Raw genomic sequence first — 11,905 nt, forward strand, 5'->3', positions numbered from 1 at the left:
CCGACAGCGCCTCGATCACGACGGCCGGTAGTCGTCGTCGACCTCGACCTCGACGCGTTGATCCACCACGTCAGCCACTGGCGCGTCGAGTGGAATGTCGGTCAGATCGGGTTCTTCGGGGGCGTTTGGATCTACGGGTGTCGATTGTTCGAGCGCATCTGATTCCGGAGCCTCCGGGTCGAATGTCGCATCTTGTTCGGTCATCACGTGCTCCCTTCGCGGTCGCCACACTCCACGATAGGGCCGATGTCGACAGATCGCCCCTCACTCGACCAAAGTAGTGCCCATGACTGCGCCGCAACCGCTGACCATGGCCGACCCATTATGGCGACCCAGCACCAAAGCCCCGAGGCTGTGGGCAATCACTGCCTCACTTTTCTGGGTACCCGTCATCGTCGCCGAAATCGTCTGTGCCGTCTTGATACCCGGAATCCCGTCCTGGGTGGTCGGCACCGTATTCGCGGTCACCGTGCTCTTCGCTGCGACCTACATTCTGATGGTCCCGGCGTGGCGGTATCGAGTCCACCGATGGGAGATCAGTGACACCGCGGTATACACACGCACCGGCTGGTTCACCCAGGAACGACGCATCGCACCGATCTCGCGCGTGCAGACCGTGGACACCGAGCGCGGACCGATCGACCGCATGTTGGGTCTGGCAACCGTGACGGTCACGACGGCGTCGTCGGCCGGGGCCGTGAAGATCTCCGCGCTCGACCAGGAAATCGCCGACCGCACGGTCGCTCAACTGACGGAGATCGCGGGCACCAACGTGGGAGACGCAACGTGAACGAGAAACAGTTGGGCGACCCGACCGCGATCGACATCCCCGCCGAGGCGGAAACGGCAGCTGCCGAGGCAGCCGAAGAGGAGCAGCCCTGGCTCCGCCTCGACCGACGCATGCTTCTGGTCCACCCCGTCAACGAAGTGGTCAAACTGCTCCCGGTCCTGCTCGTCTCCGTTGTTCTCGGCAGCCAATCCGGGAATCACTGGTGGGGACTCGGCGTCGTCACTCTGCTCGTCATCTTCGGTCTGTTGCGGTATTTCACCACCACATACCGAATCGGGCCCGTTCACGTACAACTGCGCACCGGGGTCTTCCAGAAGAAGCTGCTCTCCGTCCCGCGCAGCCGCATCCGTTCCGTCGACGTCGAGGCCGGGGTCATGCACCGGTTGCTCGGACTGTCGATCGTGCGCATCGGGACCGGCCAACGCGCTGGGAGCGGCCATGATTCGAACAAGTTCGAACTCAATGCCCTCTCGACCACCCTGGTTCCGGATCTACGTGCCGCACTGTTGGCCGGCGCACAACAGGCACGCAACCCCGAGGTCCCCGGTACCCCGGTCGAAAACCTCGGCGAACCAGTCGACACCGAGATCGGTCACTGGGAGCCGAGTTGGGTTCGCTACGCCCCCTTTTCGTTCACGGGAATCGCCATCATCGCAGCGATCATCGGCATCTCTTTCCAGTACGGCATCGGCACTGCCGTCGCGAAATCGTCGGCAGTAAGCGACAGCTTCGACTCACTCGAGAGCCTCGGCATCGCACTGATGGTCGTCATCGCACTCGTCGTGTTGCTAGTGCTCTCGAGCGCACTCGCATGCGTTCAGTATCTGATCGCGTTCGGCAACATGAAACTCACCGACAACGGCCGCATTTTGCACGTCAGCCACGGCCTGTTGAAGACCCGGCAGACCACACTCGACCGAGCCCGACTTCGCGGCACGACGCTCAAGGAACCGCTCCTGCTGCGTCTGGCCCGCGGCGCGCGCCTCGACGCCATCATGACGGGAGTGAGTGCCGAGAAGAAGGAATCCTCGCTACTGCTCCCGCAGGGACCACGGGGGGAGGCCGAGCGAGTGATGGCCACCGTGATCGGTGACTCACGCCAAGCGTCTGCTCCCCTGATGAATCACGGCCCGGCCGCGCGGCGTCGCCGGTACACCCGAGCACTGTTCCTCGCAGCGGTGGCGTTGCTGGTCTGCGTGGCGTGCGCGGCTTCTGGTCTGAATGTACCGATCTACGCGTGGTTCGGGGTCGCCGTACTCACCATCGGTGGCACTGCCCTCGCCTACGACCGATACAACGGCCTCGGCCACGCAGTCCTACCCGGGTGGTTGATCACCCGAAGCGGTTCGCTAGATCGCCAGCGTCACAGCCTCGAATCCGAAGGTGTCATCGGATGGACGGTGCGCGAGACGTTCTTCCAACGACGCGCAGGCGTGGCAACCGTCGTCGCCGCGACGCCCGCGGGCACCGGAAGCTACGAGGTGATCGATCTCCCCGCCGAGAACGCGTGGGTATTGATCGAGGCCGTCACTCCGGGCGGTGGCGACGTCTGGGCAGGTCGTCGATGATGAGCCTCGCCAGCGAACCGAGACGGGATCGCTCCGGCTGGATCGTCGGAACACCGAGGAGTTCCAGGGGAGCGGCCGTCACCGGTCCGACACAGTAGGTCGGTACCGGTCCGCGCATCGCTGCGACGAACCGCTCCAGCTCGCCCATTTCTTTTGCCGTGCTGAGCATCGAGGAGACCGCGGGGGCGCTGGTGAAGGTCAGCGCGTCGATTGCGCCGGAACGAACTGCAGCAACCAGTGCGCGGACGGGCGACTGATCCGGCGGCCGGATCCACCGATACACCGACACCGGAGTGACGATCGCGCCGGTATCGGCAAGGGAAGCGCTCAGATCCGTCAACGGTTCCCATTCGGTGATGGTGCCGTGCAACTGGACTGCGACGCGTAAACCTGCCACTCCCTCGCTTCCGAGGTGCGCCAGAACTTCCTCGGACGACTCACCCGAAGGTGACCACTCCTCACGAAGTCCAGCACCTCGAATGGCGCCCGTCGCCTTGGGGCCGCGGGCGATGATGCGTGTCCTGGCGAGAGCCCCGAGGAACTCGTCGGTCAAACCCCAGGACGCGACGGCGTCGAGCCATCCGCGAAAGCCGATTCCGGTACTGATCACGACCAGATCCGGTGGATCGGCGATCAGGGCGGAGGTCTGGGTGCGCAGGTCTCGATCGTCCACCAACGGCAGCACATGGATCACCGGCGTCCGAACGATCTCTGCACCTCGACGTTCGAGGAGCGTCGCAAATTCTTCGGCACGCCGTTCTGCGGTCAAGGCGATCGTCGCACCCGCCAGATCAAGTTCAGCCACAGGGTGAGTGTCCCTTATGTATGGGTTACTTTCCTACGCGCGCGCCGAGATCTATTGCGAACTGAGGGTGGCAAGCCTGTTGATCGCCACTTTGAAAAGGAAAACTGCGGCCGGGGCGATCGCACCGACCAAAAGCAAGAACGTCAGAGGGGACGACAGCACCAGCACATCGCCGCCGGGGCCGCCCACCATGCACACCAAGAACCCGAAGATCCAACCGGCGAGCGGCAATGCGGCCCTGCCCGGAGTCGTGACAGTGCGGGCCGCGATCACCAACACGAGGTTCGCAACCGCGGCTACGAGAATGCTGATGGGAAATGCCGTCGTACCGAGATGAGTCGGCAGGAATAGAACGGACAGCACCGCGCACAGGAATCCGTCGAAAATCAGGACGCCGAGGATGACAGGGTCGAGCCATGACAGCGACGTTCCTGTCGAGGCGTCCGAGTTCTTCTCGACCGTGATCATGGTTTTGATAGTGGTCTATCGGTCGTCATCGCGCGAGCGCGGGGTCCCCTCCCGACAAGTACCCCGGCTCGCGCCCGAAAAGTACGAAACCGATCAGGGAACCGGCGGGAACCCGAGCAGCGTCAGCAGATGACTTTGCTGATCTGCGAATGCGTAGAGCGATCCGTAATACATGTCGTGGTAGTAACCAGCCATCGGACGCAACGAATCGACAAAGGCGACGATCTGGTTCTGCAGGTCCCAGTTGTACATTTCTTCAGCCCCCAGGCTTTGCTGTTACCGAAAGGACCACCCATCCGGTGACACGCATCACACACCACTACGGCGTCGATCGCAATGCCTGTGAGCCGACGCCCAGGTCAGCTGTGCAGCCCGCCGAACAGATCGCTCTCGCGACCGTCCTCACCCACAGGACCGAGTGTCCCCGCCACCAACACAAAATGCTCGACCGCCAGGATCGGCTGGACCACGTTGTTCGATAATGCGAACTCGGCTCCGCTCGGGGCTACCGTCACCTGAGTGGCGTGGGCGCTCAATGCCCGCGCCTTCGCATCGATGACGCCGCGAACGTCGATTGCCGTCGTCACGTCTCCGTCGTCGACGCTCGGCAATTCCGCGGGCTCGGGCAGACGCCAGTTCGCTGGGAATTCGGAAATCGCCGCGATGCCACGCTCGAGTCCGCTGCGCTCGGTCACGGTCCAGTAGAACTTCGGTGTCGACCACGGCTCGCCGGCCTCGGGATACGCCGTCGTTGCTGCAGCTTCGACGGCTGCTGTCGTGATCGCGTGTGCCTGGATGTGGTCCGGGTGCCCGTAGCCGCCGTTGGGGTCGTACGTGATCACGACGTGCGGCCTGATCTCACGAATGACGGCGACCACCGCGCCGACTGCCTCGTCGAGTCGTGCATTGACAAAAGCACGGGGATTGGCGGCCGAGGGTGTGCCGATCATTCCGGAGTCGCGATACCGACCGGCACCGGCGAGGAATCTAGGAGCGGCACTACCCAGGGCTGACAGAGCAGCGCTCAGTTCCGCAATCCGATAGCCGCCGAGTTGGTCCGCCTCGGCAGCCACGAGCCCGGCCCACAGGTCACCGATGACTTCGCCTTCCTCCCCCAACGTGCAGGTGAGGACCGTGACCTCGGCACCTTCGGACGCGTAACGCGCGATGGTGCCACCGGTGGTAATCGTTTCGTCGTCCGGATGGGCGTGCACCAACAGCAGTCGTTTCGCCGACGCGGTCACTTTGCCACCCTCACCCAGTCCGTAGCGTTTCCGAATATCCCGACCTGCACCGGCCCGTCGAGGACGACGCCCTCGACTCCGGTCCCGACCGCGACCAGCGCTCGGCTCTGCACGATCGGCAAGACCGCCGCAAGATCCCACAGCTTGGGCTCCGCATCGGCGACCAACGATCCGAGATCCCCGACGCCGCTGAGCGCTTCGTCGATCCGGCCTTGCAGCGCAGGATCGCACAGCCCGGACAGATTGCTCGGAGCCTCGATGCTTGTCGTGCGGACAGGCTCCGGAGACTGGGACGGCGACGGTGTGGGTACCACCGAACCTGTTGCAGGAGTGGAAGGCACTGTCGGGCAACTGAATCGAGAGGCCAGTGAAGTGGCGGTGTCAGCGCCTGCCCGGCTCCAACCGACGATCATGTCGACGCGTCCTGCAGTCAGATCCTCGCCATAGAGCTCCTCCGGCGGCACCGATTCGACGGTCGCCAGGATTCCCACGTCACGCAATTCGTCGGCAGCGGTGTTTGCCACGGCGATCGCGATGTCGTCGTTTTCGGGAGCGCCGATCAGCAGGGTCAACTGAGCACCGTCCCGGACGATCGATCCGACCGTTCCAGTGCCCGTGACGATTCCGGTGGGCGGTGCCGTCAGGTAGCCGGCTGCGGTCAGCTCGCCCAGCGCCTGCTCTCTGGTCGGTTTCGGCGGCGCGGTGGGCGCATATCCCGGATCCGACGGAGCGAGGATCTGAGCTTTCACCGGAGCCGACGCCGATTCACTCCCGGCCGCCACTACGGCGAGCAGGTCCGGATCTAGCAGTCCCAGAACACCTTTACGCACTCGAACGTCCGCGAAGTTCTTGCTTCGCCCATTGACGTTGATGTCGAGAGTGCGCGGAACGTAGGAGAATGCCGTACTGACACCCGGGATGGCAGACAGCTGAATATCCGTGGCACTACCCGAATGAACTTGCGCCACTTGAGCATCGTCGGTACGCAATGCATCCGCCAACTGCGCAGCCGTTCCCCCGCGTCGCAAAACTATCTGATCCGGGTCTGAAGGCTTGCCCCAGAATCGGTCGTTACGTTCCAACACGATTTCGTCTCGACCGCGGTCGACTGAGCGCACGTGAAAGTGGGCTCCCGACACCGGAATCCCCTCACTCAAGCCGGTGCTGAAACCGCCGGGAGTGTCCTTGATCAGGTGGGACGGAAGAATATCGGTGAACAACTCTCGCCACGCCGGATACGGCGCACGCATCACGACGTTGACCGTCTTGCCACCGCCGGACGAGTTCACGTCGTCGATCATCTGGTAGCCGGCGGGGTTGACCACACCGGGAACCGAGATCATCTGTTGCCACAGGTAGCGAAAGTCTTCTGCCGCAATGGGAGCACCGTCCGACCATTGGGCTTCGTTGTGCAGTTGGTAGCGAATCGTGAACGGGGCTTCCGACGTCACTTCAGCCGAAACGAGAAAAGAATCGTCGATCGCCCACTCCGTCGCACCAGGTTGCGTCGGCGAATTGATCGGGCGAAACGCACTGGGCAGTACGAGGTTGCCGACTGCGGAGTTGACCGGCGACTGATCCGCGAGCAGGTGCGGGTTGAATCCGCCTCCCACCTCGTCGATTGCCACAGTGACCTGCTTCATCGCAGGAACGACCGGAGTCGGTGTGGGCTTGACGGTTTCGGTGCTCTCGACCGGAGGCGGCGGATCGGCTGTACATGCCGTCAGCGACAACGCCGTCACTGCCACTACCAACGCCAAGTAGCGACGTCCTGAGGCCACAGACAATTCCTTCCGTACGGGGCCGCGTCGCCCCTTCACACTCGATTTCCGGACGGAACTTTCGCCCGGAAACCATGAAGGCGAATGTACCTTTCCGCCGAAAACTCGGCTGAAAGGCACATCCGCCTGTCAGGTTGTAACCGACGAAAGACTACAGAGCAGCCTTGTCGCGAGACTTGCTGCGCGAACGCTCGCGAGCGCGCTCGGTTGCATTGAGATGCACCTTGCGGACGCGGACGTCCTCGGGGGTGACCTCGACGCACTCGTCGCCGGAGCAGAATTCCATGGCCGCTTCGAGCTCGAGCTTGATGGGCTTCGCGAGGGTCTCCATCACGTCTGCGGACGACTGCCGCATGTTGGTCAGCTTCTTCTCGCGGGTGACGTTGATGTCGAGGTCTTCTTGACGGGGGTTGATACCGACGACGTGGCCCTCGTAGGTGTCGGCGCCGGGCTCTACGAAGAAGGTTCCGCGGTCAGCCAGCTGGATCATGGCGAACGGCGTCACTGTGCCGGAACGGTCCGACACGAGCGAACCGGTGTGGCGTGCACGAATCTCGCCGGCCCAGGGGCCGTACCCGTCGAAGACGGCGTTGGCGATGCCGGTTCCGCGGGTATCCGTGAGGAATTCCGTACGGAAGCCGATAAGGCCACGTGAGGGAACGATGAACTCCATACGAACCCAGCCCTGCCCGTGGTTCGACATCTGAACCATCTTGCCCTTGCGGTTGGCCAGAAGCTGAGTGATGGCACCGAGGTATTCCTCGGGGCTGTCGATGGTCAGCTCTTCGAAAGGCTCGTGGATCTTGCCGTCGACAGTCTGAGTGACCACCTGCGGCTTTCCGACGGTCAGCTCGAAGCCTTCGCGACGCATCTGCTCGACGAGGATGGCGAGCGCGAGCTCTCCACGACCCTGGACCTCCCACGCGTCGGGACGACCGATGTCGAGGACCTTGAGCGAGACGTTACCGACCAGCTCCTGGTCCAGGCGAGCCTTGACCATGCGCGAGGTGAGCTTGTGACCCTTGACGCGGCCGACCAGCGGTGAGGTGTTGGTACCGATCGTTACCGAGATAGCCGGCTGATCGACAGTGATGCGAGGCAGCGCAACCGGGTTGTCGAGGTCGGCGAGCGTGTCGCCGATCATGATGTCCGGGAAGCCCGCAACTGCGCAGATATCGCCGGCAAGCGCAACCTCGGCGGGAACACGCTCGACACCGATGGTGGTGAGCAGTTCGGTGATCTTGGTCTTGGTGATGACAGGCTCGCCGTCGACCTCCCTGCACCAGGACACGGTCTGGCCCTTGCGCAGTTCGCCGTTGTGGATGCGGACGAGTGCGAGGCGACCGAGGAACGCCGAGGCGTCGAGGTTGGTGACGTGGGCCTGAAGCGGCGCGTCGACCGTGCCCTTGGGGGCCGGGACGTACTCCATCAGAACCTGGAACAGAGCGGCGAGGTCTTCGGCGTCGGGAGCCTGACCGTTCTCGGGCTGCACCGTCGAAGCCTTGCCCTCGCGGCCGGAGGCGTAGAGAACCGGTAGCCCGAGCGCAAGCTCGGCGGCCTCGGCGGCCTCGTCGGAGAGATCGGACGCGAGGTCCAGGAGCAAGTCCTGAGCCTCGGAGACAACCTCTTCGATGCGGGCGTCGGGGCGGTCCGTCTTGTTGACGACCAGGATGACGGGCAGCGAAGCGGCGAGCGCCTTACGCAGCACGAAACGCGTCTGCGGAAGCGGGCCCTCGGACGCATCGACGAGCAGGACGACGCCGTCGACCATGGACAGACCGCGCTCGACCTCGCCACCGAAATCGGCGTGGCCCGGGGTGTCGATGACGTTGATGACGGTCACCGAACCATCCTCGTTGCGCTTGTGCACCGAGGTGTTCTTCGCGAGGATCGTGATGCCCTTCTCGCGTTCGAGGTCGCCGGAGTCCATGACGCGATCGACCAGCTCGGCGCGCTCCTCGAACGCGCCGGACTGACGAAGCATGGCGTCGACGAGGGTGGTCTTGCCGTGGTCGACGTGTGCGACGATGGCAACGTTACGGAAGCTGGTGGTGGTCACGCGATGGCTCTCCTGGCTGAGTTGATTCGGCCACGCGAAAGTCAAGTCGCACGGCTCTTCTGGTGGCCGCTGCACGAGTGTGTGATCCGAATCAGGGCACGAATCGCCTGAATAGGCACCGCGGCCTAGTAAATACTACTCGCTCCGAGCGGATATTCCTGCATTGTGCGGCCTCGATCACCGCCCCCACCAGCCAATAGTGATCTGCACCACGCTGAAGCGCGTAGGATTACGACCTGGAGAAACAGGATGTTTAAGGGTACGCTAACCTCGTTCCAAGAGCGGGCTCTCCGCCGTAGCGAAACAGGAAAGCCGCAGCGTCACATGGGAAAAGTCAAGGCAAGCAAGGTCTCGAAGCTCAAGCCGAAAAAGAAGTGCTGCCGCAAGAAGACGCGGTGCATCAAGTGCCCCGTCGTCATCATGCGGATGAAGAAGCTCGAGAACGAGGGTGCATCCAAGAAGGAACTCAAAGCCGGCCTCAAGAAGGCCCGTGCGGCGTAGGCGCCCTCAATTCCTCCAGCAGCTCGGGGATCCAGGCCCGATCGTTGTCGACCAGATCCATCGACAGGAGTTCTTCGGCGTCGACCCATGCCAACTGAGCATGGTCGAGCGCGACCGGTTCACCGGACACCAACTCCGCCCGGTACGCCCGCAAGACCAACCCCGGCGACAGTGGCACATCGACACCGATTCTGGCGCCGCACCGAACTTCGACCGCGAGTTCCTCGAGTAGCTCCCGCACCAACGCGCTCTGTGGTGATTCGAACGCTTCGACCTTCCCGCCCGGCAGTTCCCAGCGGCCGGCCAACGCCGGCGGACTCGTCCGCTGCGCGAGGAGCAGCCTTCCCCCACGGAAGATCGCACCGGCAACAACTTCGCGATCCCTTGCAGGCACATCACTCATCGCACCATGATGGAGTATGGCCACTTTGTTGTCCGACTCCGCAATCCAAAGCGCACTCGACGAACTGCCTGCCTGGCAGCTGTCCCCGGGCTCGATCACTCGCACCGTCGACTCCGCGACCTTCCCGGACGCGATCGCCCTTCTCCAACGCATCGCGGCCGTCGCCGAGGCCGCAGATCACCATCCCGACATCGACGTTCGATGGCGCAAGGTCACGTACACGCTCTCGACACACTCGGCCGGCGGACTCACCGATCTGGACTTCGACCTGGCCCGCCGAATTGACACCCTTGTCGACGATTCGGTCCGTTTCGACTGATCTTCGAGTGAACATTCCTCGCAATCTGACGTAACAGTTGCATCAACTTTCACATAGATCACTTCAGTCACAGGTATGGTCGCCGTAAATCACGATCGAGGCCGGTCATGCCATAGACTCCCCCCGGTGCGTAGCTGCTCAGCAACTGAACAGCTGTACAACCCGGGGGCTCTGTACATAGAGTGACCCCTCGAGCCGTCAAACGCGGAGATCGCCTAGGCGCCCGCGCGGTATGACTAAGGATGGGGAAACAGTGCTTCGAACCCGAGGTATGCGAAGGGCGTTCACCGCCGTCGCTATTGCCGCAGCAGCAGGACTGGCATTGCCGGCACAGGCAATGGCCGATCCGGCAGCACCGCCCGCACCCGAAAGTGTGCCGATCGAGTTCCTCGCATCGTTTGCGCCCGCCATCATCGGCGCCGCTGCAGGTCCGGCTGACGTCGCCGGCGGCCCGCAGCAAGCGTTGCTCGACCAGGCTCGTGCGATCCTGAACTCCCCCGGCATTCCGCCCGAGATCAAAGCCACCCTCGAGAAGGTCATCACCTTCCTCGACGGCAGCGGCGGCGGCGGACCGGAAATCCCGAACGAGAACGCCCCCGTCATCGCGCAGTTCCTCTACCCGACGTTGGGCAAGGGCTGCATCTCGGCAACCGCCGATTCGGTCGGCACCGCACTTGCTGTCCCCGGCCCGGCTCACCTGCCTCCTCCCGGCCCCGCTGCCGGTCAGGCCGGATTCGTCTTCACAGCTCTCGGTACGGCTCCCGCCGTCGACGACCAGCCGGTGCCGATGACCGTGACCTGGGTCAACATCGACAACCAGCGCAGCGCCACCCAGAACCTGACCAACGCCGCGCGCATCAATCCGGACGGCCCCGCCACCCTGTCGGCTATCGCCGACACGGGCCCCGGACGCGTCCTCTCGGTGATCAGCGGTTCGCTGACAACCCAGCCGGAAGGCGCAGATCGCATCACTTGCAGCTTCCTCCCGACCGTGGGCATGTTCGCGGTCGCTTGATCGAAGTCTTGTGAATGGGACCCGCCGAATTTCGGTGGGTCCCTTTTGCTTCTCCGATCACCGTGATAGACCCGATAGATGGGACATCTACGAGTGGACATCACGCATGGCCGTTCAGACCGGAAATCGAGCCCAGACGACCAGTCCATACGGTCACACAAGTCGACTCGATCGATACTGTCCATCCGATCCGAGGGGTCCATTCTGTCGATCGGATCGGCGTACTCGATTCTGTCGATCGGCAGTGTCGGATCTTTCCTGTCCATCGGAAGCATCGGATCTACGGCATCGGTCCTGAGTTCGGGCTCGTTCGCCAGTCTCGGGTCCGCACTGTCCGGTCTGTCGCGCTGGTCGTTACTCTCCTGGCGTGGAAATCATGCAGCGCCCGAGGAACATCCGAAACTAGTTGTCATTGCGCCGGAATCAGATTCGAGCGATCCGGATCGCTCGCTGCGGTCCGTTTCGCACTCTCAGACCTGATTCGGTCGCGGCCAGTCGCGGCCCTCCAAGTTCTCCACCGAGCGATTGAATTGCCGGAGTAGATCACCGAGCGCAAGACGCTGCTCCGGCGTCCACTCGCGCAGGACCTTTTCGACGCCCGCTGTCGAATGTTCGCGATCAGCACGAAGTTTCGACAGCCCCTGCGCTGTCGGCCGAACCTTTCGCGCCAGGCCACCGTCTGGATCCTCCACGCGCTCCACCAAGCCCAACCGGCGTAGGGCACCAATCTGCCGGTTGATGGTCGAGATGTCGAGGGAGAAAGCGCAGGAGAGTTCCTTGAGGCTCATGGGATGCTGTAGTTCCAGTCGTCCGAGCAGCAGATACGCCGACCGGTCCAGATGAAGTTCCGCTCGTTGAGCGAGCGCGTGATAGCGCGAGAGCAGAGTCAACTCGTACTCGATCTTCACCAGTTCGGGGTCCCGGTCCATCCTCATATTGTGCAGACTACACA

Annotated in this window: 15 protein-coding genes; 6 read left to right on the plus strand and 9 right to left on the minus strand. The window is 63.2% G+C overall.

The window, feature by feature from the left end; translation table 11 throughout:
- Positions 1-15 precede the first annotated feature (15 nt).
- Positions 16-204 carry a hypothetical protein gene (locus tag ACSW29_RS13560; protein ID WP_230814137.1) on the minus strand — a complete coding sequence of 63 codons (189 nt, stop codon included), beginning with the start codon at positions 202-204 and terminating at the stop codon, positions 16-18.
- Between the two features lie 82 nt (positions 205-286).
- On the opposite strand from ACSW29_RS13560, the gene ACSW29_RS13565 reads away from it, so the two are divergent.
- Positions 287-790: a PH domain-containing protein gene (locus tag ACSW29_RS13565; protein WP_214885416.1), complete on the plus strand. Its 504-nt coding sequence runs from the start codon at positions 287-289 to the stop codon at positions 788-790.
- A complete protein-coding gene (locus ACSW29_RS13570; protein ID WP_448277479.1) occupies positions 787-2,358 on the plus strand; it encodes a PH domain-containing protein in 1,572 nt (523 codons plus the stop codon). The genes ACSW29_RS13565 and ACSW29_RS13570 overlap by 4 nt, the downstream gene beginning before the upstream one ends.
- On the opposite strand, the gene ACSW29_RS13575 is transcribed toward ACSW29_RS13570, so the two are convergent.
- From ACSW29_RS13575 to typA, 6 genes are all read right to left on the minus strand, one after another.
- Positions 2,318-3,163, minus strand: coding sequence for a uroporphyrinogen-III synthase (locus ACSW29_RS13575; protein WP_448277480.1), 846 nt, complete (start codon positions 3,161-3,163; stop codon positions 2,318-2,320). The genes ACSW29_RS13570 and ACSW29_RS13575 overlap by 41 nt on opposite strands.
- Before the next feature lie 51 nt (positions 3,164-3,214).
- Complete coding sequence (locus ACSW29_RS13580) at positions 3,215-3,631, minus strand: hypothetical protein (protein ID WP_347874269.1); 417 nt, start codon at positions 3,629-3,631, stop codon at positions 3,215-3,217.
- A gap of 93 nt (positions 3,632-3,724) precedes the next feature.
- Positions 3,725-3,883, minus strand: coding sequence for a hypothetical protein (locus ACSW29_RS13585; protein ID WP_019744522.1), 159 nt, complete (start codon positions 3,881-3,883; stop codon positions 3,725-3,727).
- A 107-nt stretch (positions 3,884-3,990) separates the two neighbouring features.
- On the minus strand, positions 3,991-4,875 hold the full coding sequence (gene mshB / locus ACSW29_RS13590; protein ID WP_448277481.1) for an N-acetyl-1-D-myo-inositol-2-amino-2-deoxy-alpha-D-glucopyranoside deacetylase: 885 nt from the start codon (positions 4,873-4,875) through the stop codon (positions 3,991-3,993).
- Positions 4,872-6,656, minus strand: coding sequence for an ABC transporter family substrate-binding protein (locus ACSW29_RS13595; protein WP_448277482.1), 1,785 nt, complete (start codon positions 6,654-6,656; stop codon positions 4,872-4,874). The genes mshB and ACSW29_RS13595 overlap by 4 nt, the downstream gene beginning before the upstream one ends.
- A 151-nt stretch (positions 6,657-6,807) precedes the next feature.
- Positions 6,808-8,715 (minus strand): translational GTPase TypA, encoded by a 1,908-nt coding sequence (typA, locus tag ACSW29_RS13600; RefSeq protein WP_230814143.1) that lies wholly within the window; start codon positions 8,713-8,715, stop codon positions 6,808-6,810.
- Positions 8,716-9,039: 324 nt separating this feature from the next.
- Here typA and ACSW29_RS13605 point away from each other — a divergent pair, with 324 nt between their 5' ends.
- On the plus strand, positions 9,040-9,216 hold the full coding sequence (locus ACSW29_RS13605) for a hypothetical protein (RefSeq protein WP_230814144.1): 177 nt from the start codon (positions 9,040-9,042) through the stop codon (positions 9,214-9,216).
- On the opposite strand, the gene ACSW29_RS13610 is transcribed toward ACSW29_RS13605, so the two are convergent.
- On the minus strand, positions 9,194-9,619 hold the full coding sequence (locus tag ACSW29_RS13610) for a (deoxy)nucleoside triphosphate pyrophosphohydrolase (protein WP_347874270.1): 426 nt from the start codon (positions 9,617-9,619) through the stop codon (positions 9,194-9,196). The genes ACSW29_RS13605 and ACSW29_RS13610 overlap by 23 nt on opposite strands.
- Before the next feature lie 16 nt (positions 9,620-9,635).
- Between ACSW29_RS13610 and ACSW29_RS13615 the strand changes: the two genes are divergently transcribed.
- The 3 genes from ACSW29_RS13615 (at position 9,636) to ACSW29_RS13625 (ending at position 11,433) form a co-directional block, all read left to right on the plus strand.
- The gene (locus ACSW29_RS13615; protein ID WP_347874271.1) at positions 9,636-9,938 is read left to right on the plus strand and encodes a 4a-hydroxytetrahydrobiopterin dehydratase; all 303 of its coding nucleotides are present in this window, start codon (positions 9,636-9,638) and stop codon (positions 9,936-9,938) included.
- 271 nt (positions 9,939-10,209) lie between these two features.
- On the plus strand, positions 10,210-10,953 hold the full coding sequence (locus tag ACSW29_RS13620) for an Rv1157c family protein (RefSeq protein ID WP_230814722.1): 744 nt from the start codon (positions 10,210-10,212) through the stop codon (positions 10,951-10,953).
- A 78-nt stretch (positions 10,954-11,031) separates the two neighbouring features.
- Positions 11,032-11,433, plus strand: coding sequence for a hypothetical protein (locus ACSW29_RS13625; RefSeq protein WP_347874272.1), 402 nt, complete (start codon positions 11,032-11,034; stop codon positions 11,431-11,433).
- On the opposite strand, the gene ACSW29_RS13630 is transcribed toward ACSW29_RS13625, so the two are convergent.
- Positions 11,424-11,882: a MarR family winged helix-turn-helix transcriptional regulator gene (locus ACSW29_RS13630; protein WP_448277483.1), complete on the minus strand. Its 459-nt coding sequence runs from the start codon at positions 11,880-11,882 to the stop codon at positions 11,424-11,426. The genes ACSW29_RS13625 and ACSW29_RS13630 overlap by 10 nt on opposite strands.
- Positions 11,883-11,905: the final 23 nt, after the last annotated feature.

This window comes from Rhodococcus sp. GB-02 (genome assembly GCF_053470465.1).

Excerpts from the sequence above, each read along its gene's own strand:
- ACSW29_RS13560 (WP_230814137.1), bottom strand. The coding sequence starts at position 204 with ATGACCGAACAAGATGCGACATTCGACCCGGAGGCTCCGGAATCAGAT.
- ACSW29_RS13565 (WP_214885416.1), top strand. The coding sequence starts at position 287 with ATGACTGCGCCGCAACCGCTGACCATGGCCGACCCATTATGGCGACCC.
- ACSW29_RS13580 (WP_347874269.1), bottom strand. The coding sequence starts at position 3,631 with ATGATCACGGTCGAGAAGAACTCGGACGCCTCGACAGGAACGTCGCTG.
- ACSW29_RS13585 (WP_019744522.1), bottom strand. The coding sequence starts at position 3,883 with ATGTACAACTGGGACCTGCAGAACCAGATCGTCGCCTTTGTCGATTCG.
- ACSW29_RS13605 (WP_230814144.1), top strand. The coding sequence starts at position 9,040 with ATGGGAAAAGTCAAGGCAAGCAAGGTCTCGAAGCTCAAGCCGAAAAAG.
- ACSW29_RS13610 (WP_347874270.1), bottom strand. The coding sequence starts at position 9,619 with ATGAGTGATGTGCCTGCAAGGGATCGCGAAGTTGTTGCCGGTGCGATC.
- ACSW29_RS13615 (WP_347874271.1), top strand. The coding sequence starts at position 9,636 with ATGGCCACTTTGTTGTCCGACTCCGCAATCCAAAGCGCACTCGACGAA.
- ACSW29_RS13620 (WP_230814722.1), top strand. The coding sequence starts at position 10,210 with ATGCGAAGGGCGTTCACCGCCGTCGCTATTGCCGCAGCAGCAGGACTG.
- ACSW29_RS13625 (WP_347874272.1), top strand. The coding sequence starts at position 11,032 with ATGGGACATCTACGAGTGGACATCACGCATGGCCGTTCAGACCGGAAA.
- ACSW29_RS13630 (WP_448277483.1), bottom strand. The coding sequence starts at position 11,882 with ATGGACCGGGACCCCGAACTGGTGAAGATCGAGTACGAGTTGACTCTG.